General features: G+C 55.9%; 19 protein-coding genes. 8 read left to right on the forward strand and 11 right to left on the reverse strand.

What is annotated here, in order from left to right; translation table 11 throughout:
* Positions 1 to 54: 54 nt before the first annotated feature.
* From SH421x_RS27055 to SH421x_RS27075, 5 genes are all read right to left on the reverse strand, one after another.
* On the reverse strand, positions 55 to 852 hold the full coding sequence (locus SH421x_RS27055; protein WP_488853148.1) for a DUF3299 domain-containing protein: 798 nt from the start codon (positions 850 to 852) through the stop codon (positions 55 to 57).
* A gap of 70 nt (positions 853 to 922) precedes the next feature.
* Positions 923 to 1,603 carry a DUF3299 domain-containing protein gene (locus SH421x_RS27060; protein WP_488853149.1) on the reverse strand — a complete coding sequence of 227 codons (681 nt, stop codon included), beginning with the start codon at positions 1,601 to 1,603 and terminating at the stop codon, positions 923 to 925.
* A gap of 84 nt (positions 1,604 to 1,687) precedes the next feature.
* The gene (locus SH421x_RS27065; RefSeq protein ID WP_488853150.1) at positions 1,688 to 3,289 is read right to left on the reverse strand and encodes a hypothetical protein; all 1,602 of its coding nucleotides are present in this window, start codon (positions 3,287 to 3,289) and stop codon (positions 1,688 to 1,690) included.
* 38 nt (positions 3,290 to 3,327) lie between these two features.
* Positions 3,328 to 4,770, reverse strand: coding sequence for an ABC transporter permease (locus SH421x_RS27070; protein ID WP_488853151.1), 1,443 nt, complete (start codon positions 4,768 to 4,770; stop codon positions 3,328 to 3,330).
* Entirely contained in the window at positions 4,767 to 5,441 is a 675-nt protein-coding gene (locus SH421x_RS27075; RefSeq protein WP_488853153.1) for an ABC transporter ATP-binding protein, read from the reverse strand. The genes SH421x_RS27070 and SH421x_RS27075 overlap by 4 nt, the downstream gene beginning before the upstream one ends.
* A 264-nt stretch (positions 5,442 to 5,705) precedes the next feature.
* On the opposite strand from SH421x_RS27075, the gene SH421x_RS27080 reads away from it, so the two are divergent.
* Positions 5,706 to 6,821 (forward strand): sialidase family protein, encoded by a 1,116-nt coding sequence (locus SH421x_RS27080; protein ID WP_488853154.1) that lies wholly within the window; start codon positions 5,706 to 5,708, stop codon positions 6,819 to 6,821.
* 19 nt (positions 6,822 to 6,840) lie between these two features.
* Here the strand turns inward: SH421x_RS27080 and SH421x_RS27085 are convergent, their stop codons facing one another.
* Complete coding sequence (locus SH421x_RS27085; RefSeq protein WP_488853155.1) at positions 6,841 to 7,260, reverse strand: hypothetical protein; 420 nt, start codon at positions 7,258 to 7,260, stop codon at positions 6,841 to 6,843.
* 67 nt (positions 7,261 to 7,327) lie between these two features.
* A complete protein-coding gene (locus SH421x_RS27090; protein ID WP_488853156.1) occupies positions 7,328 to 8,227 on the reverse strand; it encodes a DUF1559 family PulG-like putative transporter in 900 nt (299 codons plus the stop codon).
* Between the two features lie 455 nt (positions 8,228 to 8,682).
* Here SH421x_RS27090 and uvrA point away from each other — a divergent pair, with 455 nt between their 5' ends.
* From uvrA to SH421x_RS27115, 5 genes are all read left to right on the forward strand, one after another.
* A complete protein-coding gene (uvrA, locus tag SH421x_RS27095; RefSeq protein ID WP_488853157.1) occupies positions 8,683 to 15,672 on the forward strand; it encodes an excinuclease ABC subunit UvrA in 6,990 nt (2,329 codons plus the stop codon).
* Positions 15,673 to 15,892: 220 nt separating this feature from the next.
* Positions 15,893 to 16,348, forward strand: a complete 456-nt coding sequence (locus tag SH421x_RS27100) for a hypothetical protein (RefSeq protein ID WP_488853158.1) — start codon at positions 15,893 to 15,895, stop codon at positions 16,346 to 16,348.
* A 95-nt stretch (positions 16,349 to 16,443) separates the two neighbouring features.
* Positions 16,444 to 16,680 carry a hypothetical protein gene (locus SH421x_RS27105; RefSeq protein ID WP_488853159.1) on the forward strand — a complete coding sequence of 79 codons (237 nt, stop codon included), beginning with the start codon at positions 16,444 to 16,446 and terminating at the stop codon, positions 16,678 to 16,680.
* On the forward strand, positions 16,677 to 17,291 hold the full coding sequence (locus SH421x_RS27110) for a hypothetical protein (protein WP_488853160.1): 615 nt from the start codon (positions 16,677 to 16,679) through the stop codon (positions 17,289 to 17,291). Before SH421x_RS27105 ends, SH421x_RS27110 begins: the two co-directional genes overlap by 4 nt.
* Before the next feature lie 116 nt (positions 17,292 to 17,407).
* A complete protein-coding gene (locus SH421x_RS27115; protein ID WP_488853161.1) occupies positions 17,408 to 18,190 on the forward strand; it encodes an SDR family oxidoreductase in 783 nt (260 codons plus the stop codon).
* A 188-nt stretch (positions 18,191 to 18,378) separates the two neighbouring features.
* Here SH421x_RS27115 and SH421x_RS27120 read toward each other — a convergent pair whose 3' ends face one another.
* Positions 18,379 to 18,873 (reverse strand): ferritin-like domain-containing protein, encoded by a 495-nt coding sequence (locus SH421x_RS27120; protein WP_488853162.1) that lies wholly within the window; start codon positions 18,871 to 18,873, stop codon positions 18,379 to 18,381.
* A 259-nt stretch (positions 18,874 to 19,132) separates the two neighbouring features.
* Positions 19,133 to 20,671, reverse strand: a complete 1,539-nt coding sequence (gene pdxR / locus SH421x_RS27125) for a MocR-like pyridoxine biosynthesis transcription factor PdxR (protein ID WP_488853163.1) — start codon at positions 20,669 to 20,671, stop codon at positions 19,133 to 19,135.
* A 59-nt stretch (positions 20,672 to 20,730) separates the two neighbouring features.
* Between pdxR and SH421x_RS27130 the strand changes: the two genes are divergently transcribed.
* Together SH421x_RS27130 and SH421x_RS27135 are read left to right on the forward strand one after the other, a co-directional pair.
* On the forward strand, positions 20,731 to 21,189 hold the full coding sequence (locus tag SH421x_RS27130) for a carboxymuconolactone decarboxylase family protein (protein WP_488853164.1): 459 nt from the start codon (positions 20,731 to 20,733) through the stop codon (positions 21,187 to 21,189).
* A gap of 36 nt (positions 21,190 to 21,225) precedes the next feature.
* Positions 21,226 to 21,654, forward strand: coding sequence for a cupin domain-containing protein (locus SH421x_RS27135; protein ID WP_488853165.1), 429 nt, complete (start codon positions 21,226 to 21,228; stop codon positions 21,652 to 21,654).
* Between the two features lie 591 nt (positions 21,655 to 22,245).
* Here SH421x_RS27135 and SH421x_RS27140 read toward each other — a convergent pair.
* Both SH421x_RS27140 and SH421x_RS27145 read right to left on the reverse strand, forming a co-directional pair.
* Complete coding sequence (locus SH421x_RS27140; RefSeq protein ID WP_488853166.1) at positions 22,246 to 22,659, reverse strand: hypothetical protein; 414 nt, start codon at positions 22,657 to 22,659, stop codon at positions 22,246 to 22,248.
* A gap of 535 nt (positions 22,660 to 23,194) precedes the next feature.
* The gene (locus SH421x_RS27145) at positions 23,195 to 24,205 is read right to left on the reverse strand and encodes a TolB family protein (RefSeq protein ID WP_488853167.1); all 1,011 of its coding nucleotides are present in this window, start codon (positions 24,203 to 24,205) and stop codon (positions 23,195 to 23,197) included.
* Positions 24,206 to 24,264: the final 59 nt, after the last annotated feature.

Below are 24,264 nucleotides of genomic sequence, written 5' to 3' on the forward strand. Positions count from 1 at the left end.
AAGTAGGGCAGGTCGTGCCGCTCTGTTTAGTTTGCGTGTCGCTTCGGCAGGCCCCTATCTGGCTGACTCTCCGTCCATGCGATAGATGGCCAGATGTTTGCCGTCGCCGCCTAGGTATTCTTTCACCTCAAAGATCCCTTCGACCGTCACAGGGCGAACGGTGAAGTCGACGCCTGCACCCTTCATTTCGACCAAGATGCAATCGTAGAGCGCGGCGCCGGGACCGAAGCAGCATTCCATGTTGTCGCGGACCAGCACAAACTGCTTGATGCCGCGCGATTCAAAACTGGGCAGGATATAGCCGCGAATTCGCACCTTCTGATTGCTCAGCTCTTCGATCTTCGGCGGCAGCAGCGAGCGGGTAAAAGGAGCTCCCTTTTCCATCTCAAAAGCAATATCGTCAAATGTCAAATCTTGCACGCCTGGCTTGCGCGGCAAGGTCTTGTCAGGCGCCAACGCTTTCTTGGGGGGGCGTTGCGCGGCGGTTGCGGTTGCGTCGGTTGACGGGGGAGTTGTGCTCTCGACTGCGGGGATGGCCGGCATCGCTTCCTCCGTCTTTGGCGCGATCGTCTCGCTGGTATTTGGCGGGATTGCGCCATCCATCTCGGGCGATACCACTTCGTCGGCCTCTGGCGATTTTGCATCGACCGGAGGAGCTGCGGTCTCTGGCTCATTCGCTGGGGTTGTTACGACGATCTCTGCGGGCGCCATTTTATCGGCCGCGTCATTATCGGGCGAAAAACTGCTGTCAAATCCGGTCATGTTCGAAGCGTAGGGAGTCCCCTCCGACGTCGCCGGCGTACAGGCGGAGCAAAACAAAAGAATCGCGACGGTCGAACAGCGGAACCACATAGGCGTGCTTGGGGGGAAGGAGTCGCGGCAGTGGTGAAGCGCGGTTACTTCACGTAATTGACGTCAAAGTTCACTTGACGTAATCGGCGTCAATTTCATAGTAGACGCCGGTCAGGTCTTTCATCTGGTGTAAGCTTTTATTGATCGTCAGCGTACCCCCAATCTTGCGGCGATTGTACGACCAATCGACTCGCAGCGGTTCGCGCAAACGGACCTCGATCATGTCGGTCAGTTTGGGCTGGCCGCCAAAACAGCAGGTGTCAAAGTCAGGCACCAACACAAACCGGTTTAAATCTTCTTTTTGATCATGCGGGTACACATAGCCGTTGATCAAGACTCGCTTACCGTCGTACTTCCAGGCTTTGTCAGGTACGACCGAGGTGCTGCCGAGATCGGGTTGCAGCGAGCCGAAGGCCATGACCTCGTAGCCCTTCGGGATGTTGATGTACTCTTCGTAGTAATAACGACTTGGACTTAGCACCAGCGCCAGTGCGCTGAGGACCGTCCCCGTGATGGCGACGTTGCGTCCAGTAACAAGATCCCGATTGCGGTCGACGGTCCGAATGGTGAACAAGCCGAAGCCGACGCCGATCACCGCTAGCGGCAACAGCGAGATTGCAGAGATCGACAACAAGCTCAATACTCCCACGATCAGCGCACCGACGGCTAATCCGCTTAACGAACGATAGCGATCGTAGTCAGGCTGGCCATCCGGAGTGTGAGCTGGGGGTGAATCTAAGGTCGCAGTCATGAGTTGTTCAAAATCAGTTCAAGGGTTTTCGCATCGTGCTTCCATCCAACAATCGCCTTCGCTGACGATTCGCTACCAAGGGAGTTAGGCGCTGGGGGCTTGATAGGGACTTCGCAAAATCAGCCACATCCCCAAGGCCAATAACAGCCCCACGACCAACGGCGTCGCAACTAAGACCAGTCGATTGGCCGTCGGAACCTCGACTGCTTGCGGGTTCTGAATTGCATCGGCCAGCATGCGATCGCCGCGGGTCGCAAAATGTTCGGCGGCAGTGGCCGCGGTGGCTTCGGCTGAGGGGCCAGTCGCCGGAGATTCGGTTGCCGCCGCTTTGGGCTCATCGGTCGCAAGGACCGGTTTGGCGGTTTCTGCTTTGACTTCGTCTTGCGACTCTGCTTGTTCGCCAGCCATTTCGGCCTGCTTGTCTTCCGTGTTGTTTTCGGCCGCTAGGCTATCGGCGGTCAGCCCTTCGTTGGTCTCGGCTGTCACCAACTGCACGCCCACTTTGACGTCCGCCATGGCGAGCGCCTCTTCAGCTTCGCGTGAGGGAGTGACGCCGGAGTTGCGGAACGGGAAGAAGGTTTGGGCCCGCTTCATCGCTTCGGGATCCACTTTCTCTAACTCGGCCAGAGCTGCTTTGGCTTCTGGTTTCGGACAGGCCATCAAGTAACGGATCACCGGGACACGGACCCAGCTCGAATCGTCATTCGCTTCGACAAACAGCTTGGACAGGCGATCAATCACCGACCAATCTTCCCAGCGGGCCAGATCGACAATCACCAGGTCGGCCAGCGATGGGCGATCAAGCATCAGGTGCAACCCTTGCAGCAATCGCTCACGCGGGATGATGTCGGTCTCGGTTCCATGAAAGCGAATCGCCATAATTGCGGCGTAGGTGTCGGCGTACTCCGCTTCTTTGTCTTCCAGAAACAGTTTTTCGATCAGCGGCATGCCGTCTGCGCCGCCGAGAGTCAGATAGCAACCAATCAGCGCGTCTAGACCCGCTTTCTGCTTGCGGTCGTCGCTCTTGAGCATTGTTTCTAAAAACGGCAGATCGGCCTTGCTGCCGCAGACTCCCAGCATGGTGAAGTAAAGCCGGCGATGATTCGCTTGCAGATCGTCATTCTTGAGCCATTCGATCAGTTGATCACGATTCATGTCAGACTTCATCGAGTGCAACCAATCGTACGGCGCTTTGGCGAATTCGTCATAGGCGTCGCGGGCCGCCATGTCGTCTTTCCCTTCGAGAAACTTCTGGAAGTAGATCAAGCGGTGGTAATCATCTTTGGGCTGTTGGAGCGAGCCGAGGATGTAATCGACGGTGGAATCCTCAAGCAGCGTCGGCGTTGACCACATCAGATTGGTCGGGTCCGAGCCGAGAATCAAAAACTTGCGTCCCTCGCGACCTTCGCCGTAATAAAGGGTCTCGACACTTTTGGCGTCGCCTAGCAGCTCTTTCCCTTTGATAACTTGCGTGATTAGGAAGTTGGCTTTGACGCCGCCGACGCTGGGGTCGGGAGTCGTCGCCGGGACCTTCTCCAACTTGGCGATCAGCGCCACGTCCATCGTCTCGATTTCTTCCGAAAACGTTTGCGATACGGCTGCGCAAAACGGGCAGGCCAGCGCTGACGACAGCGGAGCGGCCGCCAACACCGTCACGATCAACAGCCAGGTCAGAACAGAGCGCATCGACTTCTCACAAGCAGAGGGGAGGGGGGGAGGATGGATCAGTCGCCGAGCGACTCGGCCACATCGGTCTTATAAGCAGTATACGCCGGTAAGAAACCAACTAGCACCGCCAAAAGTATCAGCCCGGGAATGATCAGCAGCTCAAGACTGAGCAGTCCCCGCAGTATGGTGGGCAACGAGTTAATTATTGCGGGTCCGATCGACGCTTCAAGCGACACCGGTAGGGGGGCCAAGTCGAAAAAGCCGATCGAGACCCCGGTTTTGGCTTCAATCATCGGGCTGGCCGACGCCATCATCGCATGTCCGGCGGTCCAGCCAATCAGCCCGCCGCCAACCGACAGAATAACCGATTCTAGCAGCACAACACTCATCACGGTGCCGCGACTTGCGCCCAGTGCACGCATCACCGCAATTTCATGTTTGCGGTCGTTCATCGAGTTGTAAATGCTTACCAGGATTGAGATTCCGGAAACGATGCAGATCATCACGGTGATCACCAGCAACAGCGTCTGGATCGGCGAAACGATCATCTCAAACAGATTGGTAATTTCCAAAACCGGCAGCACCACTTGGGCGACATTTCCTTCGTTGACGGCATTGCGGATGAAAATTGGTGAAAATGGGTCATTGGTCCGAATCAGCACCGCAGTTACTTCACGCTGGTCAATTGGCAGCGGCAAACGGCGCAGCGAAGCCTCTTTTTTGGTCTCCGGCGAAGTGTCCGGAGCCTCGTCGTCGACCGGCTTGGCGTGCCCCTCCATCAAATAGAAGCCTTCCATGTTGATGAAGACCCCCCGATCGTTTGGCGTGCCTGACGGCTCGAGGATACCGACCACAATAAATGGCGATTCGTCGTGTGCGTGCCCTTCGTCCGAACCATGGGCGGCGGCAATCTTGTCTCCTAGCTTCAAACCGGTTTCGCGAGCGACGATCGAGCCGACGACTGCTTCGTAGTAGCCATGTTCCTCGTCCCAGGTTTTGAAGTTGCGCCCCTGAGCGAAGTGATAACGGGGCTCGGCCGGATCATATTGATCGCGAAACAGCTCAAAGAACTTGGGCAACGTCCCGATCACGCGAAATCGCTTGTAGTAATCGCCCAAGCAGACCGGAATCGCAAAGTTAGTGTTGGCCGCATACTTGCCATCGGTCAGTTCGCTGAGCGTACTCTCAGGCATCAGCGACAGTTCTTTTTTTTGCTGATCAGCGGTCAGAAACTGCTGATAGAACGTATAGGGAATGTTCTCGACCGGCTCGCTTAGGTAATAGGTCGTATTGAGAACCAGCTGCAGCTTGCCCCCTTTGGCGCCGGCGATCAAACCATATCCCAGGTTTGAATTTCCCATGAACGAATCCGAAACCATGCCGTACGTCAGCAACACGGCGGTCACCAGCGCGACCCCCATCGCCATCGACAAAGCTGTCAAACTAGATGCGAGCGCCCGTTGAGTGACGCTGCGCCATGCGATCGCCCAGCGTGTCATGAGGTCACCTTGTTTAGTTGATTAATCTCGTCCAAACGTTCGACGCGGTCGAACTGTCCGGCCACTTCCATCGAGTGCGTCACCATCATCAGCGCGATCTTCTCTTCGTTGCAGGTTTCACGAATCAAATCAATGATCGATTGCTGATTCGCCGGATCGACGTTTGCGGTCGGTTCGTCCGCCAAAAGCAGGCTTGGCCGATTGGCCAACGATCTTGCCACGGCGACGCGCTGTTGCTCGCCCACTGACATTGCTTTCGGCTTGTGATTCATTCGCGCGGACAGCCCCACCCGATCCAGCAGCATGGTAGCGCGACCACGATCGCTTCCACGTCCCGAGAAAGACATCCCCAGCAAGACGTTTTCTAGAGCGGTGAACGCGGGGAGTAAATTGAAGGTTTGAAAGACGTAGCCGATCTTCTCGGCTCGCAGTCGATCGCGTCCTTGTTCTGACAGTCGACGGAGATCGATGCCGTCAATCTGCACGCTGCCCGAGTCCGCATGGCTGATCCCAGAAATGACATGCAGCAGGGTCGTTTTTCCGCACCCACTACGTCCCACGAGGATCATCTGCTCGCCGTCAGATAGCTCAAACCGGGGGATATCCAGGATCGGCAGCGGATGGCCGTTTGGCTCAATGTACGATTTTTTGACGTTTTCCAGCAGCAGCATGTTGCTTGTCTGTCTAACGTTAGAGCTAGGGAAGGGGGTCGGACAGACGCTCGTCGAGAACGCCGCGAACCGCACCGGGAAACCGTTTATTGAAGTTGAGTTCGCAGCGCTCGTCCAGGGCTGCGGACCTACTTTTTGCAAATCGTTTGTAGAAACTTCACTACGGGATCGCTAGCAAAAAGGTTCGCAGCGGTTGTCGCGACAGGTTAAACTCGCTGATTCACCCCCACTCTTCGCCTTGTGAACTCTCCCCGGAACCAACTCATGACACGCTACGGATTGCCGCTCTTGCTGCTGTTTGCCGCTTCGATCGCCCAGGCAGAATCGGATAAAACGGATGAGATAGACGCGCTAACGTCGCAGCCGGGAGTTGTTTCGGTGGAGTATCTCACCGAAGGCGCCCCGCATGACAGTTGTCATGCTTCGACCATTGCCCTCACGCCGCAGGGACTTGTCGCCGCTTGGTTTGGCGGCACGCGTGAAGGGGCCAAGGATGTTGGCATCTATTTCAATCGTCAGGTCGACGGTAACTGGATCACGCCGGTCGAAGTGGCCAACGGGGTGCAATATGTTTCGCCTGCCGGCGAAGAGCATCGTCATCCTTGCTGGAACCCGGTACTGCACCAAGCGGCCGATGGCCCGCTGATGTTGTTTTACAAATGCGGACCAACTCCCAGCAGTTGGTGGGGAATGCTGATGACTTCCAACGATGGCGGCGCAACCTGGAGTGAATCCAAGCGACTGCCGGAAGGAATCGATGGTCCGGTCAAAAACAAACCAATCGTGCATCGAGATCAATTGGTCTGCCCGTCGAGCAGTGAACACGATGGTTGGCGTTTGCACTTAGAAATGACCAAGGACCGAGGGAAAACCTGGACGCGCGTTGGCCCACTCAATGACGGAACCAAAATTGGCGCTATTCAGCCAAGCGTGTTGGTCTATCCCAACGGACGCTGGCAGATTTTAGCTCGTGACCGCAACGGTAACGGCAACATTTGGTCGACCTGGAGCGACGACCAAGGGATCCACTGGACACCGCTGGTATCGTCCGGCTTGCCCAATCCAAATTCAGGAACGGACGCTGTGATGCTGGACGATGACCGCGCCTTGTTGGTCTATAACCACACCCATCGCACCGGAACATCACCGGCCGGGCGAGCCATGCTGAACGTAGCGGTCAGTCAGGATGGCGAAGCCTGGGATGCGGCGATTTTGCTGGAGAAGAGCGCCGGCGAGTTCTCGTATCCGGCGGTGATTCAAACGCCGGATGGCTTGGTTCACATTACCTATACCTGGCAGCGAAAGAAGATTCGCCACGTCACGGTGGATCCAACCAAGTTGCAAACCAAGCCGATTATCAACGGCACTTGGCCGCAGTAGGCGACGCAATAAGCTAGGCCTACTTTGACTTTAAAGCGAAGCTCCCTTCATTGACGCCCGCTTTAACTTCAAGCGTTAATTCGGAATAGGTGTTATAACGATCTGGCACGATCGATTTGGTGATGTCCATTTGCGGGCTATCGGCCTGGCCGGCGTAGGCGGCTCGCTGGCCAATCACTTTGGTCGCGGTGATTTCGATTCGCTTGGCGCCGATCGGAACGGTCGCTTTGTAAGCGCCGTTCTCAATTCGGACTCCGGCTGACGCCGTTTCTCCATCCGCTGGGACAAACGAGATGGCGCCGTTTTCTAGCGGGGCGCCATCCAAGGTAACGTTGCCTTCGACCGTCGCCATGTTGTTTTCGCCGCCGCAGCCTGTCAGACAGGCGACGCTTAGCAGCAGCGCCACGCAGCTGCTATAAAAGTTGATTGATCGCTGCATAGGTGATGGTCGCTCCTGGAAGTTAACTCTTAAATCCGCACAGCTAAGCCAATACGATCAAAAGCTGCTACGGCAATTGCAGCGTTTCATTTCCGGCGGTCGAACCAACCGCGTGCCAGACGTTAAGAGAGACCGTCTCGCCGACAAACTTCACCGCACCGTCACCCAATAACACGTTGACCCCGCCAGGATGTTGGCTGCGAGCCGCCATGTGATAGGTGGGGGATGCACCCGTGGTGCAGGGTGGATTGGGAGCAGTGTTGGTGCAAAATTGTGGTGCATCGACGCCGCTATTGGGCGTGTTATTAGTCATGAACGAGCAACCGGGACCGTCATCATTAAAAATATCGCCGCGCGAATCCCAATTGTCTTCTAGCGCCATGATGATCTCTGACATCATCACCGTGTTTGACAATCCATCAGTGAAATTTGTAAAGTCGCGCGGTTTCACATTGCGTGCGAACGGGGCCGACCGGGCGACTTCGTCAACACCGCCGGTATTTCCAAAGTTCACCACATAGTTGCCGCGTGATCGCCAATAGGCGTCCCCTTTCCAGTAGAGCTGCCCTTTTTCGCTCGGGCAGAAGTAGGCGGGCAACGGTTGCGTACAAAGCCCAGTCGTCGCATTTTGGGTAATGTGATTGTGCAAGGGCGCCGTGCCGTTGGTATAAAACGGCTGCGTCGGCTCATATTGATCTGCCAAGGCGCTTTGCTCGATGAACGCCCAAATTTCGACCACCCAGGTATGCCTCGGCGTGTTGCTAGCGCCAACCGGCAGCGTCTTGAACGTGTCATGGCGATTGTGCATCGCCAATCCCAGTTGTTTGAAGTTGTTGGTGCATTGACCGCGCCGAGCCGCTTCGCGTGCTTGCTGCACCGCCGGCAATAACAACGCGATCAGCACGCCGATGATCGCAATGACCACCAACAGTTCGACAAGGGTAAAACCGGGCCTGCTTGTTTTCATAGCTGAACCTGTAGATAAGGATCGAGAGAAGACGTATGAGAGATAATCGGCCCTAACAGAACTTCATAGGGAGGCCAAACCAGAGTTAGCTGACAATTAGTCAATAAAGCAGAATAGTTTTTCTTTTTCAAGCGAAAAACGTTATGCTCCGAAAACTATTCCGTAATCCTGTAAGCCCACAGCGGTTTTGGGTCATTCTGGTCGGGCAAATTCTCTGATCGATCGCAGCATCGTCTTAAACGGTGCTCTCTCGACTGCTTTCACGATTAACTTGTATCGTGCTCTCGGCATCGTTTTGCGCTCGAACTCCGTTTAGATTCCTTGCCCCAGATAGAGCGGTGCAATTGCCAGGATGCCGGAGGATCCCCGGTTCGACCCGTTGTCACTATACAGACGTCCCCTAGAATAGAGAGTTTCGCTGACTTTCGCCCGAATCGACGCATGGATGGGCCCTTATGCCGGTAACTGATATCGAGATCAAAGGCGCGCGCGAGCACAACCTGCGCGACGTCTCTCTCGTGCTTCCCCGCAACAAACTGATCTGCCTGACCGGCGTCAGCGGCAGCGGCAAAAGTTCGCTGGCGTTTGATACCGTCTACGCTGAAGGTCAGCGCCGATATGTCGAAAGCCTCTCAAGTTATGCTCGGCAATTCATGGGCCAAATGCCCAAGCCCGAGGTCGACTACATCGGCGGGCTGACTCCGTCGATTTCCATCTCGCAAAAGACGACTGGCAATAATCCGCGCAGTACCGTCGGCACAATCACCGAGATCAACGACTTTCTCCGCATCTTGTTTGCTCGTATCGGCAAAGGACATTGCGCCCAATGCGGCAAGCAACTGACTGCCCAAACCCGCGAACAGATTCTCGAGCACATCCTCGCGATGGAGGAGGACTCGCAGATTATCATCCTTGCTCCGCTGATTCGCGGTCAAAAAGGGGAGCACAAAGATCTATTTATCGACCTGCTCAAGCAGGGCTTCGTCCGAGCGCGTGTCGACGGCCGCGTCACCAATTTGACGGACGACCTGATGCTCGACCGGCAATTGCGACACAACGTCGAATTGGTGGTCGATCGGCTGACGATTAAACCCAGCGTCCGCGGTCGCCTAGCCGAAGCAGTCGAGCTGGCGATGAAAATGGGAGACGGCAGCCTGATCGTCGCTCCGCGCGAAGAAGAAGAGGAAGAAGGGGAGGTCGAGGAACCAGAGACCACCACCAAAAAGCCCCGCGCTCGCAAGAAACAGAAAAAAACCGAAGTCTCCGGCGACATGATGTTTTCGGTCGACTATGCCTGCGTCGATTGCGGCGTCTCGTACGATCCGCCTACGCCGCAGCTCTTCAGCTTTAACAGTCCTCAAGGGATGTGCCCTGTCTGTGACGGGCTGGGACAGATCTACACGTTCGATCCAGAACTGCTGGTTCCGGACGTAACGCTCACTTTCAAAAAAGGAGCGCTTGAGATCCTGGGGAAATGGACCGATCTTGGTCGCTGGAAACGCCATATCTACAAAGGGGTCGCCGAGACGATGGAGCGCAAGCTCAATCTTGACGCAGGCGCCTTTCTTGATACTCCGTGGCGCGACATGGACGAGAGAGTCCAGCAAATTTTGCTACACGGCGCCGGCGAGCAACATATCACGTTCACCTGGCGCGCCGGTTCGACGCCGCAAAAGTACGGCGGAACCTACGACGGCATCGTACCAGAGCTGCTAGAGAAGTACCGCAACAGCAACTCCAAGCCGCAGCTTCGCCAGCTCGAAAAGTATATGTCGACGGTCAGCTGCCCCGATTGCGGTGGTCAGCGGCTCAACCCGCAAGCCCGGTTCGTCAAATTGGGGACGACCAGCCTGGCCTTCCATGACAAACCGGTCCTTTCGCTGCCGGAAGTGTCGGAACTTGCGATTCAAGACGCGACCGAGTTCTTCGCGCATCTTGATCTAGACGCGATGTCGCAAAAGATCGGCGCCGAAGCGATCAAAGAAGTCCGCGGACGACTCGGCTTTCTCGAGAACGTTGGCCTTGAGTATCTCACCCTTAGCCGCACCGCGCCGACGCTCTCTGGCGGCGAGTCGCAGCGGATTCGCTTGGCTGGGCAAATTGGTTGCGGACTGGTCGGCGTCACTTACATCCTGGATGAACCGTCGATTGGTTTGCATCCGCGCGACAACGATCGCTTGCTGGCGACCCTCAACGACCTGCGCGATCTGGGCAACACCGTGCTTGTGGTGGAGCATGACGAAGATACCATGCGTGTCGCCGACCACGTGATCGACTTTGGTCCCGGCGCCGGCGTCCGCGGCGGTTTTATCGTCGCCCAAGGGCTGGCCGAAGAGATCGCCGCTAACCCAGACAGCATCACCGGCCAGTATTTGGCCGGTACTACAAAGATCGATGTCCCTGAGCAGCGGCGGCAGATCAGCGAGAAAAAACTGACGATTGTCGGCGCCGCCGAAAACAATCTGAAGAACGTCAACGTCGAGATCCCGCTCGGCGTCTTTGTCTGCGTCACCGGCGTCAGCGGCAGCGGCAAAAGCAGCGTCGTCAACGATATCCTGGTCGAAGCGCTGCGTCGCGATCTCAATCACGGGCTCGGCGAACCTGGCGCTCATGAGCGCATCGACGGGCTCGAGCATCTCGACAAGATGATCGCGATCGACCAATCTCCGATCGGGCGCACGCCGCGCAGCAATCCAGCGACCTACATCAAAGTCTTCGACGATATCCGCAACCTGTTTGCGCAACTGCCAGAGTCGCGGCGCCGTGGCTATAAGCCGGGCCGCTTCAGCTTTAACGTGGACGGCGGACGCTGTTCGGCATGCGAAGGGAACGGGGCCAACAAGCTGGAGATGGACTTTCTAGCCGACATCTGGGTCACCTGTCCCGTCTGCGAAGGGCATCGCTTCAATCGCGAAACGCTGGAAGTTCGCTTCAAAGAGAAATCGATTTCTGACGTGCTCGAAATGGACGTTCAAGAAGGGCTGACGCTGTTCGAGAACGTTCCGGTGATCGCCCACAAGTTGCAAACGCTGCACGACGTAGGTCTCGACTACATCAAACTGGGACAACCTTCGCCCACCCTCTCTGGCGGCGAAGCGCAGCGTATCAAGCTGGCCAAAGAACTGGTCAAGCGCAGCACCGGCCGCACTTTATATCTGCTCGACGAACCGACGACCGGTCTTCACTTTGCCGACGTCAAAATGCTGCTGAAGGTGCTGCATGCGTTCGCTGAGCAAGGGAACACTGTGCTGGTGGTCGAACACAATCTGGACGTGATCAAGACGGCCGACTGGTTGATCGACATGGGGCCCGAAGGGGGTCTGACCGGCGGTCATGTGGTCGCTTGCGGCACGCCAGAAACAGTCGCTCAGGTCGCAGAGTCACACACGGGCCAAGCGTTAAAAGCGGTCTTAGCCGGCAAGCAAAGTCGCGCCGTCACCGAGATCAAGCGTGCCGCCAAAGCGGCCCAAAACAAACGTGATCAAAAAGCGGCCAAGGTGATCGACATCCGCGGCGCCAACATGCACAACCTGAAAAATGTCGATGCCCAAATCGACCGCGAGAAGATGACTGTCTTCTGCGGACCCAGCGGCAGCGGCAAAAGCTCGTTGGCGATGGACACGATTTATGCCGAAGGGCAGCGCCGCTATGTCGAAAGCCTGAGCGCTTACGCGCGACAATTTGTTGGCCAAATGCAAAAGCCGCGCGTCGACCATATCGAAGGTCTGTCGCCAGCGATCGCGATCGAACAAAAGAACCTCGGTAACTCGCCACGGTCAACCGTCGGCACCGTCACCGAGATCTACGACTACCTGCGGGTGATGATGCCGCGACTCGGCACGCCGTACTGCCCTGACTGCGAAATCCCGATCAGCACGCAAACCTCGTCGATGATCACCGACAAGATCTTGACCGAGCCAGCCGAGACCAAACTGTTTCTGATGGCGCCGATCACGCTGGATGTTGGTCAGCAATACGCCGAACTGTGGGAAGACCTTAAGACGACCGGCTATCAGCGGATCCGCGTCGACGGCGTCGTTCATACGCTCGACAAGCCGCCCAAAGTCGATCGTCGTCGGCATCACGATGTTGAAGTGATCGTCGACCGAATTTCGGTCAAAGAAGAATCTCGCACGCGCATCGCTGACAGCGTCGAGAACGGGCTCAGCCTCGGCGCCGGGTTCCTGCATGTCGCTTACGTCGACGAAAAAATGCCCGAGCATCGCTGGCGCGTCAAGCGTCACAGTCAAAAGCTGTCGTGCGGCAATTGCGATCGCAGTTTCGATCAACTTTCACCCCATAACTTTTCGTTCAACAGCCAGCTGGGTTGGTGTCCTGACTGCGAAGGTCTCGGTACGCAAACCGGCGCCGATCCCACGGCGCTGTTGAGCGATCCGAAACTGACGCTGCGTGAAGGCGCGCTAAAACTGTGGCCCGGCGTCCAGCACGAGATCTCGCTGTTGATGCTTCAGGCGTTGTCTTCCGGCGCTGGAGTTCCGCTCGATACGCCGTTTGAACGGCTTAGCAGTCGCCATCGTCGCGTGCTGCTGCACGGCACCGCCGATCAGTGGTTTGACGTACACGGCGAAGGAGATCCTGCGAAGCGGCCGATGTTCCGCTTTCAGTTCAAAGGGTTGTATCCGGCGCTAGAAGAAGCGTCGCGATTGTCGCAAGCCTTTCGCATGCAGCTAGAAAGCCTGGTCGCCGAAGTCGAATGCACGACCTGTTGCGGCAGCCGGTTGCGTGACGATTCGTCCGCCGTTCGCTTCCGTGATCAAACGGTGCTGGATATTTGCAGCATGCCGATGGGGCTGCTGCTTGAGTTCATCAAAAATTGGAAGCTGAAAAAGCGAGAACTGAAGATCGCCGGCGAGATCGTCCGTGAACTCGAAAACCGGGTGCAGTTCCTATGCGACGTCGGACTCGAATATCTCACACTCCGCCGCACCGCCCCAACCCTTTCAGCCGGTGAAGCGCAACGCATTCGCTTGGCCAGTCAGCTCGGTAGCGGACTTTGCGGCGTTCTTTACGTCTTGGATGAACCGACCATCGGTCTTCATCCTCGCGACAACCGCCGCCTGCTCGCCGCGCTGCATCGCCTGCGTGATCTGGGCAACACGCTAATCGTGGTCGAGCATGATCACGAAGTGATCGAAGGAAGCGACAAGCTGCTTGACTTTGGACCTCAGGCCGGTGTCAACGGCGGCACAATCGTCGCCGGGGGAACGCCCAAGCAAGTTGGCAAAAACAAAGACTCGGTCACCGGTCCTTACATCAGCGGCAAGAAAGCGATCTTTGTACCGTCGAATCGTCGCATGCCGTCGATTCGCGGTTTGGCCGCCAAGGGCGAGCCGTTCCACTATTCCTCTCCCAGCGGTGATTGGCTAGAAGTGGTTGGCGCACGGCACAATAACCTGCGCAACATCAACGTCCGCTTGCCGCTTGGCGCACTGATCGCGATCGCCGGCCCCAGCGGCAGCGGCAAAAGCAGCTTAATGCAGGAAGTGATTTACAACTCGCTGGCCCGCACGCTGCATCGTGCTTCGACCACGCCGGGCGCCCATGACGCGATCCGCGGTATCGAAGCGATCAACAAAGTAATCCGGGTCGATCAGCAGCCGCTCGGCAACTCGCCCAGCTCGAACGCCGCCACCTATACCGGCGTCTTTGACGTCATCCGCGATCTCTTTTCGCAGCTGCCCGAAGCGAAACTCCGCGGCTATACGCCGCGGCGATTCAGCTTTAATGTCGAAGGGGGACGCTGTGACGCTTGCGAAGGGATGGGACAAAAATGTATCGAGATGCACTTCCTGCCGGACGTCTGGGTCACTTGCGAAACGTGCGATGGCCATCGTTACAACGAAGAAACCCTCTCGGTTCGCTATCACGGCAAATCAATCGCCGAAGTTCTCGAGATGCCAATCGGTCAGGCAGTCACCCTGTTTGAAAATATCCCCAAGATCCGCCGCATCTTGCAGACGCTATGTGATGTCGGGCTCGACTATGTGACCCTTGGCCAACCGGCGCCAACCCTCTCTGGCGGTGAAGCCCAGCGCGTCAAACTAGCGGCCGAACTGGCTCGTCCGGACACCGGCAAGACGCTCTATCTACTGGACGAACCGACCACCGGTCTGCATTTTGAAGATCTCCGCAAGTTGCTGGACGTCTTCCACCGTCTGGTTGATCTGGGCAACACGGTGGTTGTGATCGAACACAATCTGGACGTGATGAAGCAGGCCGACTGGATCCTCGAAATCGGTCCGGAAGCAGGCGCCGAAGGGGGTCGTCTGGTCACTGCTGGTACGCCAGAGGATGTGGTCGACTACAGCAACGCCTTTGAAAACGGGGAAGAGCCGTATCGCTCGCACACCGGCGAAGCGCTCAAGCCGTTTTTGGCCTCAGGACCTTACGAAGAACGAGGCTCCTTCGATCCTTCCAAAGCCGAAGACGAACGCGAAGGGGACATGGACATCGCCGATGTCGGCCGCGCCACCAAGATGCCTTGGGAGATGGATGGCCGTCGCTGGCACACCAAAGATCGCGTCGGTCGCAGCGGCGAAGCTTGCAACTGGGATGGCAAGATCCTCTCGGACGTGGTCGATCGGATCATCGAGTTGGGCGAGTTTAGCGACATCAATTGGAACTCGCGCAGCATCGTCGAAATCTCAGGGTTGAAAAAGAGCGATGGCTGGTTCTTCCATGCGATCACCGGCGAGACCTGGTTGCTGAAAATGAAGTTCCGCGTCCACAAAGGGACGTTTGACCGGATGGAACTCCCCAGCCGCTTAGCGCTGCCAACTTTGAACGAGCTCGAAGATCTGCCGATCTACAGCAACGAACCTCGCGTCAAAGTGAAAAACCTCCGCGGGCCGTTCCAAGAGATCGAGATTCGCGCTCATACGTTTGACGAAGTAAACCGCCCCGAATTTTGGGAGTTCCTCTCGCAGGCGGTCGCCGGGTTCGAGAAATACCTGAGTCTGATCAATCAAAATATCGAAGATCACATGCCCTGGAAAAAACTGGGCGAAAAGTGGCATCTCTCCCGCAAAGGTTTTCCCCCAGGCAAAAACCCCCAATGGGAAGCCAACGTGCTCGAAGACCTGCTGGCGCTGCTGATGAATACGGCCGATGACGCCGAGATCCTCTGGAACAATCAGATGATCGTCAATGTTATGGCGACCGGAGTTAGCGGATCGTGGGCCAGCGTCACCAGCAAACGCCCCGAGGATGTCCGGCTATCGATCCGCGTCCCCCGCGGCGCCGTCGCGCTGGGACGGATCTCTGGACTCGGCCATGAACCAGACATCGACGCCAAACCGGATGGCGACGTCGTAAAGATCCACTTCCGCACCACCGAAGAGCTAGAAAAAGGGGATCTGTCCGAGTTTCTCCAAGAAACTCTGCAGGCGATCGCGGATGGGAATGAGCAGAAGAAGCTGTTCTAAGAAGAACATCACAATAACGAATGTCGAAATCAGAATGACGAAGAAAGCACGAGAAACGAAGGAACTCCGAATTCGTCATTCTGGTTTCGACATTCGTCATTCCGCCGCTGCTAGCAGCGTGTAACATCCCTTGCACAAAACCAGCGGCGCCCAGTATAAGTCGCCCCCTAACCCTCCGCGGCCGCGCAGAGGGTCTCGTTGTGTGGAGGGAGTCGACGATATGTTGCGAACTACTTTGCTGCTGGCGATCGCCTGCTGGATCGCCGCGGTCGGATGTACGACGACGCCGCTGATCTTTGGCAAATCGCTCGCCAAAGAGTTGGTCGAAGAGAACCTCTCGATCGTGCAGAAGCGCGTCAGCGAAGAGATCCCCGGCGATACGCCGCAAGAGACCGCCGTCGCCGTGCTGAAAAAGATGGGCTACGAGTGCAAGATCGAGCACGCCGAGAAGTTCGTCTACCATCGCCCGCTGGCCGACGGAGCTTTGGTCCCGGTCGAACTGTACGATCGCGACTTCATCCAGTGCAGCTACACGCGCAAGCATTATTGGGCCGAAGAAGACACCACCACCTTCGCCGTCCTGCTGAACAAAGGTCGTGTCGAAAAGATCCTGGTCAACTGGGAAGCCAAAATTGCCGACATCGCCAAAGTTGATGTGAGCTTGAAAACACGCTAGCGATTGCTTTCCTTTGTGGCGCGTCGAGTCGCCTGCTAAAGTAGAAATCTACCCGTAGATCTCTTTACTTTTCGCCCAGCGACCCTCCCATCTCTATGACGCGCAAAACCAAAACCTATCTGTTGGTTATTGGCGGCGCTTTGGCGCTATTGATCGGCCTACCTGCATGGTGCATTTTTGGACCGGCTCGGGCGCTGGTGATCTCCAAAGATACGACTTATTTGACTGAGCCGCTGACCGCCGATGGCGAGGTCGACTATGTCGCGGCAGTTCTGCAGCAGCAGAACAACGCGGCGGACGATGCTGATCTGTTGGAGTCAATCACAAAATGAGCCAAGCACTTCTTCAAGAGATTGAGCTGCGATTTCAAGACAACGACTACGAAGACCAGGAATTCTTCACGACGCCGCGCGAGCGGCCTTTTGAAGTTATCGGCCCGCGCTCTCTCGCGCCAACCATCCTCTTTTCTGCGAAACCGCGTCACCTCTTCCACAAAATCGATATCACGCAAAAATTGCCGCCTGACGATCTGATGATTGTCGGGCGTTCTGGGTTGCTCAGTCCTTATGACATCGCGTGGATCACAAGACTCAGCGCTGCTTCCAAGATCTATTTTCTCGGCGACCTCGACTCAGTTGACTTGCTGACCTTCGCCTGGATGCGGCTACAATCTCCTCATTTGACGCTGCAGTATATCGGCGTTAGCGATGATCTGATCCAGGCCTCAGGAATGCCATTTTCCCCCGAGTGGACGATCCACTACTCCCGGGACGAACGCGAAGCGAAAGAACTGGTAAAGCGGGCGCTGCCTGATCTGGCGGAACTCGTCGGCTACCAATGTTACCAATTGTTGGATCAGGACAAGAAGATCGAGATCGAAGCTTTGACCTCGGCTGGCCCAAAGTTACTTTCCGCCCTGTATGATATGTGTCACGGCAGTTAGCATTGCCGACGCGTATACAATCATGCGGCGATTTTGGCGCCTCTTTTGCGATCTTCTTTTGCAAACGACGGCCCGAGTGCAATGGTTTTTAACTTTAACCAACAAAGTAAACCGCGATGAATCTAGAACACAAAGTTGCCTGGATCACCGGCGCTGCTTCGGGGATTGGGCGAGCCACAGCGCTGTTATTTGCGCAGCACGGCGCCAAGGTCGCGCTATTAGACATGGACGAAGCAGGACTGACGAGTCTCGTGGATGAGATCACCGCGGCTGGTGGCCAACCGCTGCCCCAGGTAGTTGATCTGCGCAATCCCCAGCAAATGGAAAACGCTGCAGCCGAGATCGTCGCGCAGTGGGAACGATTAGACATTGTCATCGCCAACGGCGGCGTCAATGGAACCTGGGCGCCGATCGAAGATCTCTCGTTAGAAGAATGGGATCGAACGCAAGAGATCAACCTGCGTGGTTCATTTCTGACCCTCAAGTACGCGATTCCCGCTTTGAAAAAGCAGGGGGGAAGTGTCGTCATCACCTCCAGCGTCAACGGCACGCGGATCTTTAGCAATGCCGGCGCCACCGCCTATTCGTGCAGCAAAGCGGCGCAAGTGGCGCTGGCGAAGATGGCCGCCCTGGAGTTGGCCGAGCTTCGAATCCGAGTCAACGTCATCTGCCCTGGCGCGATCGAAACCGACATTAATGCATCCACGCTAAAGCGTGATCTCGACGAGATTCGTGAGCCGGTGGATTTTCCCGAAGGAAATATTCCATTGACTGACGGTCAGCCTGGGACCGCTCTTCAGGTGGCCGACTTGATGCTGTTTCTCGCTTCGGACGCGGCGAGTCATATTACCGGCACCGAGATCTGGATCGATGGCGCTCAATCGCTGTTGCAAGGCTAAAGTGAAACAACCCGGTCGATCAGCGCCAACTCATCTACTCTCGTCGCGCCGTTAGAGACGCGCAAAAAACAAGACGAGTCGACGACTCTGGGGGAAGAGTCGCCGGCTCGCCTTGCTGTGAGAGCAATATTCCATCTGCGGATGGCTCTCACGATGGCGATCATCCGATCGCCTTATCTTGGTTACTGCTATTTTCCCATGTTCGCCGCTTGATTGACGGTCAACGCGATTTGCGTCAACTTGTCATCGGCCGCTTCTTCGTCTTCGATGATCTGCTTCAATAGTTGCAGCCCGTCGACATAATTCAAGATCTCGGCCCAGGTGCAAAGCGTGCCATAGGTCGCAATTTCGTAATGCTCGACCTTTTGAGCAGCGGCGATCAACAGCGCGTCCATCACCTCGTCATCGGCTTGCAGTCGCATGATGCCGGCGCCTTCTTTGATCAAACCGGCCATCGCTTCACACGTTTTAGCTTTTGGCGATTTACCGATACTACGGAAGACTTCCTCCACCCGGGTGACATGCGTCTCGGTCTCTTGTAAGTGGCTCTCAAAGGCCTGCTTCAGCGCGTGATCCGTCGCTTTCTCCGCCATTTTTGGCAGTGCATTGACTAACTGCATCTCGGCGCTTAGCACGTCTTGCAACTCTTCTAAAAAAGCGTCCGCTAAAGAATGCGTTGTCATCTTGAAGGCCTCCATCGATGTCCGGATATGTTTTTTCGTTCTGGCGTACCTCCTAGACAATTGCAAACGACATGCCGGAGAAAAATAGCCGGTTTTCCAGTATTCCGCTCGCCAATGTTGATCGCCAACGAACCAGAACGATCGTCTTCGCATCGCGCTTGCGAAGTAGAGCGCCATGGCCTGGGCTGGTGCGTGGAATAGTTGCGCGGTTTATGCAGCAGTATTTATCCGCGGCGCCCGCGTTCTATTTTTTGCCGAACTACCCCCCAAAAAAACAGTGCGCCCAGCGCTGCATCGCTGCCGTAATCTCCGCTTCGTCAAACGGAGCAAACCCCAAAATCAACCCCGGCGTTTTTTCGTCGACGGCACAATAGCGTCCCACCGGGTGATACTCGATCCCGGCCTGATCGGCCGCGCGTTGCAAGCGGCGATTTTGTCTGGCATCACGGGTCTGCACAACCACATGCAAACCGGCTTCGTGGCGCTGATAATGTATCGCCGAACCAAACGCGGCAGCCAACGCGTCCAACATCGCAGCTTGCCGCGTCGCGTACAGCTTGCGCATCCGGCGAAGATGTCGCGCAAAGTGTCCTTCTTCGATAAAGTCGCAAAGCGTCGCCTGCTCGAACACCGGTGAATGCCGATCGGCCAGCCAGCGCGACGTCGCAAACGCCCGGACCAACGACTCGGGAACCACCAAATAGCCAAGTCGGAGACCGGGGAACAGCACCTTGCTGAAGGTCCCCAAATAGATCACCGATCCGTGCGGATCAAGCGCTGCAAGCGCTGGTTGGGGTCGTCCGGCAAACCGAAATTCGCCCACATAGTCGTCTTCGATAATCCAAGCTTCGTGCCGCTCGGCCCAGTCCAGCAATTGCATCCGCCGCGGCAAACTCATCGTGATCCCGCTGGGCCATTGAACGCTGGGCGTGACGTAAGCCATTCGAGCAGCAGGCGCTCGTTGCTCGCCGGCGTCAACATCCATCCCTTGCTCGTCGACCGGAACCGGCACTCCCACCGCGCCATGCGTAGTAAACGCATGCCAAGCCGGAATGTAACCTGGCTCTTCGAGCCAAAACGAATCGCCAACATCCAGCAGCAGCCGCGCGATCAGTTCCAGTCCTTGCTGAGCCCCGCTGGTCACGATGATCTGTTCGGCCGAACAAGCCACCCCGCGTGACGCCCCCAAGTAAGCGGCGATGGCGCTGCGCAGCGGCGCGTATCCAGCCGGGTCGACTCCCTGGAAAGTAAGTCGCGGCAATCGACGCAGCCGCCGATCCGCCAACCGCTGCCAAATCGCACGCGGAAAGTGATCAATCGCTGGCGTATGAGGACGAAACGGCGCCGGCGCCGTAATCTTCCGCGGCGCCCAATCGGCAAACCGCTCGATACTCTCTGCCCGTTGCGACAAGCGGCGCGGCGTCGGCTGAGGTAACAACCGCGTTGCGACCCGACCTGCCGCCCGCTTCTCAGGCAGTTGTTGCGAGACCCGCGTCCCCGAGCCGATCGCTGATTCTAAGTACCCCTCCGCCAACAGTTGCTCATAAGCGGCGGAAACCGTATTGCGGGCAATCTCCAGCTGGCGGCACAGACCGCGCGTCGAAGGCAGTTTTTCGCCCGGCCGCAATCGCCCCGTTCCAATCGCATCACGAAGCTGCGATTCAAGCTGGCGATGCAGCGGCTCGGCCGCGTCACGATCAATCTCGAGCGTATCAAACTGAAACCGCTGTGGGCGTCGCTGGACCATCGCAAAGTGGCTCCCCAAACTGACTGACAAGTGGATCTTTGACAGATCCATATCCATCCTACCATGAGAGCAGTTGAAACGCATCACTTCTACTTTCAGGGAGCAGACCGATGGCAGACCGACTCGACTATTTCAATCTGTCGCCAGAACCATTTCGTCACCTCATGGCGATCGAAAAGCATCTGCACAAATCGACGTTGGACAACGTCTTGCTAGAACTTGTCCGCCTGCGCGTCTCGCAGATCAACGGCTGTGCGTACTGCTTAAACATGCACTCGACGCTGCTGCGCAAAACAGGCGAGCCGTCGCATCGGCTTGATCTGATCGCCGCTTGGCGCGAAGCGCCATGCTACAGCGAGCGAGAACGAGCCGCGCTGGCCTGGGCCGAAGCGGTGACTTTGCTGCCGCAGCACCAGATTACCGACAAACTGTACGACAATCTGGCGGCTCAGTTTGACGAAACCGAAATCGTCGATCTGACGGCGGCGATCGCCAACATCAACGCTTGGAACCGGTTCGCCGTGCCGTTCAACAAAACGCCCGAAATCGAAGCGGCGGTGACAGTTTAATTTTTCTCGGCAATCTCCCAATCAGGCGGAACGACAATGAAGCGACTAATAACATTCGCCGTGCTCCTCGCATTAGGTACGGCGACTTGGCGAATTACGGCGCACGAAACGGCGCAGGGGCCCAACGTCAAACCGGTCATGTCGCAAGACATTCTGGAAAAAATCGACGGCATCGCAACCCACGCAACCATGGCCGAAGTCACCTGGCAAGGAGGCGATTTCTCGCCGCCGCATCGCCACCCCGGGCCGACCTTCGTCTACGTGCTAGAAGGAGAAATCGAAACCCAAGTCGAAGATGGGCCGATCCTACGACTAAAGCCAGGCGATACGCTGTATGAACCGTCCGAGGCATTGCACCGGATGACTCGCAACGTCCATCCAGACAAACCAGCCAAGATCTTGGCGCTCCACTTGCACCCAGTAGACGCCAAACAACTGGTAATCCCAGAACCGATGAACAAGTAACCCCCAGGCGAGCGCTGGTTCAATCCCAACAAAGCCAGCCGAGAAGAAGAGGCCAGGGCGCCATACGGAACCAACTCCCGCCGCCAGGCATAAAAAAGAAGCTTACGAAATCTCCTGCTGCAAGCACCAAGCCCGCTCTTCGCCTGCCCAGAAATCAACTCCCGCCATCGCCGCTCCCTTGCAACATCCCGCCGCGGTACCTTCGCCATCGCTAATTCTCCCTTGAACCATGAATTGCCTGTGATGCAGTCGGGCTATCATGGGTGCGAAGAGGGAGTTGGCCGGACGGTTACGGTACTACAACTAACATGCCGTTCCTGGAAACTCTACCGCCTTGGAAACGCTGTATCGTAAGTCGGTGCGCTGCTGGTTGTGCGCGCTTCGTTGACGAAGTCATCGGCATCGTATGACATGGGATCGTTTTCGGGGCCTTGCCGATAGATGGATCCCACGCCCAAGAATCCTGCATCCTCATCCCAACGAGCGCTTCTACGCCAAGCACCCAAAGTAGGAGCCGTATGCGGTAATTCCGCACCTATGGATCTGCGCGGGGGCCGCCCGGCAACGGGCGGTCCTACCGCAACCAGGAAATCAACGAACCGCCAAAGCCAAATCAACAGCCTGAACTTCAGATGTTGTAAGTGCCACTTGCGACGTCAAGGGATGCCGGTCATGCAAAAATTCATTCCAATTCTTCGCAAGCACGCTAACCCGCAGCGCTCGCCCTCTCAGGCTCCCAGTAGGCACAAAAAAACTAATGCAGACCGATTTATTTGTACCGATCAAATCTGCCTGAACTAATTGGCTTGCTATTGCCATAACATCCACACTTGCCCCATGTAAAAATTCGTCAGCAGTCGAAATACCTAGGCAGTCGCTTTTGTAGAGTGCATTTACGAATAAGTGATTGCCTTTCACTTCCGCATCTGAAGGTGCAGGTATCGAATCCCATGAAATTTTTTCAAATCGACTTGGATCACCAATGTCAACAGGTTCATGATTCATATCTATTTCATTATTTGAACAGATTAATATTCTGCGAGATCTCAACGCCTTCATCGCAGATGAATTCAGAAATATTTGCGCCGTTGGTTGGCGGCTGTTTCACAAACTTGCCGGGCGCCATGGCCACGGCCTTGCGTGGCCATGAATACGGCCAGCAATAGTCAAGGTATTTCAAACCGCCGGACAACTCTTACCAGCCGCCGAGCCTTTGCCCCAATTTCTGACCAACCCTGCTTGGCGATGTTTCAGAGGGGGACAAAAAAACCGCGGCTAACGCCGTGTGGCTGATATGCGCCAGGATCCATAGTCGCCTTTAGCTCCCGCGAAAGCAGCGTCCGACTGGCGCGATGCTCTTTCAGTACAGACGCCGTAACCGCATGCGGAAATCAACGGGAAACTAAGCAATCGTCCCTAATGCTCGCAGTCGTGACCATTTCTACACCCTAACTCTTGGAACCGGTCGGGGTTAAACTTTACTTGCACGCGCATTCATGGCCACGCAAGGCCGTGGCCATGGCACCCAGCTAATTAGAAATTAGTTCTGTGCTCCACCTAACTCTGCGTTATATCGACTTGTTGGATTGCCATCTCTCTTTTCACTTTCAAGTTCAGGCGCCAGCGAGGAAATATAGGACAAGGAGATAACTTGAGTTCTCACTTTAGTTTTCAAGTCGAGATGAATAATCACTCCGTCGCCACGACAACTTGGTTCTTCAATATATAGAATTGAGGAGTCTTTCTGAAAAAAGACTGGGCTTACCTTGTATTTTCCGTCATCCGTGTACTTTTCCCTTGACCCGGCATTCGCATTTACGATGTAAATGTCGTGCAAACTAGGACTTTCTGGCGCGTCCGTAATAACAAGCGATTGCGAGTCACTAGACCATGCCGGTGAAAATCCATTGCAGATAAAACGCTCATCTGAACCGTCGGTGCGAATGAGGTAAATCCCGGACGCTCCTTCTTTATGTCGTACAAACGCAATCAAACTTCCGTCGGGAGAAATGGCGGAAGAGAAGTCCGCATGATTGCCAAATGTCAACTGACGCTCACTTCCATTTTCCAATAGAAATATATTGGAAATCAATGGATTGCCGTCATTGAACACTCTGGTAAATGAAATTTTCTTTCCGCTGTCATCAACAGATGGCTCTTCATCGGAATAATTCGAGGTCAAAATAGTTACTGCGTCTCGACTACTGTTCTCGCGCTTAAAAAGCTGATATCGCGAACCTTCCGCGCATGAATAAACAACGGATCCATCTGGCAAAATACATGGATGCGACTCATAGGCGCCGGAACTGGCAACCCATGAAACCTCCTTTGTAATTAGGTCAAATTTTGCGATGTCGGAAAATCGTGATGGAACACAAAAAGCAATCCAATCCTCCGCAGGCGAGACGGTAATTGCGTTGCCGACGAAGCAGCCGCCGTCCCGAAATCTTGACCAATGACCTGGGCCGACATCAACAAGACGAACGCTTATGATTGCGACCCCAATTGTCGCCAATGCAACAATCCATATAACTACTAGCTTTGATTTCATAAACTCTAATCTTAAAATGGCGGTGGGGCCGGGCGCCATGGCCACGGCCTTGCGTGGCC

The sequence above is a fragment of the Blastopirellula sp. SH421 genome, from assembly GCF_057808535.1.

Bases quoted from the DNA above. Each gene is read 5' to 3' on its own strand.
- SH421x_RS27065 (WP_488853150.1), bottom strand. From the start codon at position 3,289: ATGCGCTCTGTTCTGACCTGGCTGTTGATCGTGACGGTGTTGGCGGCC.
- uvrA (WP_488853157.1), top strand. From the start codon at position 8,683: ATGCCGGTAACTGATATCGAGATCAAAGGCGCGCGCGAGCACAACCTG.
- SH421x_RS27100 (WP_488853158.1), top strand. From the start codon at position 15,893: ATGTTGCGAACTACTTTGCTGCTGGCGATCGCCTGCTGGATCGCCGCG.
- SH421x_RS27140 (WP_488853166.1), bottom strand. From the start codon at position 22,659: ATGAATCATGAACCTGTTGACATTGGTGATCCAAGTCGATTTGAAAAA.
- SH421x_RS27115 (WP_488853161.1), top strand. From the start codon at position 17,408: ATGAATCTAGAACACAAAGTTGCCTGGATCACCGGCGCTGCTTCGGGG.
- pdxR (WP_488853163.1), bottom strand. From the start codon at position 20,671: ATGGATCTGTCAAAGATCCACTTGTCAGTCAGTTTGGGGAGCCACTTT.
- SH421x_RS27105 (WP_488853159.1), top strand. From the start codon at position 16,444: ATGACGCGCAAAACCAAAACCTATCTGTTGGTTATTGGCGGCGCTTTG.
- SH421x_RS27075 (WP_488853153.1), bottom strand. From the start codon at position 5,441: ATGCTGCTGCTGGAAAACGTCAAAAAATCGTACATTGAGCCAAACGGC.
- SH421x_RS27055 (WP_488853148.1), bottom strand. From the start codon at position 852: ATGTGGTTCCGCTGTTCGACCGTCGCGATTCTTTTGTTTTGCTCCGCC.
- SH421x_RS27110 (WP_488853160.1), top strand. From the start codon at position 16,677: ATGAGCCAAGCACTTCTTCAAGAGATTGAGCTGCGATTTCAAGACAAC.
- SH421x_RS27145 (WP_488853167.1), bottom strand. From the start codon at position 24,205: ATGAAATCAAAGCTAGTAGTTATATGGATTGTTGCATTGGCGACAATT.
- SH421x_RS27060 (WP_488853149.1), bottom strand. From the start codon at position 1,603: ATGACTGCGACCTTAGATTCACCCCCAGCTCACACTCCGGATGGCCAG.
- SH421x_RS27070 (WP_488853151.1), bottom strand. From the start codon at position 4,770: ATGACACGCTGGGCGATCGCATGGCGCAGCGTCACTCAACGGGCGCTC.
- SH421x_RS27080 (WP_488853154.1), top strand. From the start codon at position 5,706: ATGACACGCTACGGATTGCCGCTCTTGCTGCTGTTTGCCGCTTCGATC.
- SH421x_RS27130 (WP_488853164.1), top strand. From the start codon at position 20,731: ATGGCAGACCGACTCGACTATTTCAATCTGTCGCCAGAACCATTTCGT.
- SH421x_RS27085 (WP_488853155.1), bottom strand. From the start codon at position 7,260: ATGCAGCGATCAATCAACTTTTATAGCAGCTGCGTGGCGCTGCTGCTA.
- SH421x_RS27135 (WP_488853165.1), top strand. From the start codon at position 21,226: ATGAAGCGACTAATAACATTCGCCGTGCTCCTCGCATTAGGTACGGCG.
- SH421x_RS27090 (WP_488853156.1), bottom strand. From the start codon at position 8,227: ATGAAAACAAGCAGGCCCGGTTTTACCCTTGTCGAACTGTTGGTGGTC.
- SH421x_RS27120 (WP_488853162.1), bottom strand. From the start codon at position 18,873: ATGACAACGCATTCTTTAGCGGACGCTTTTTTAGAAGAGTTGCAAGAC.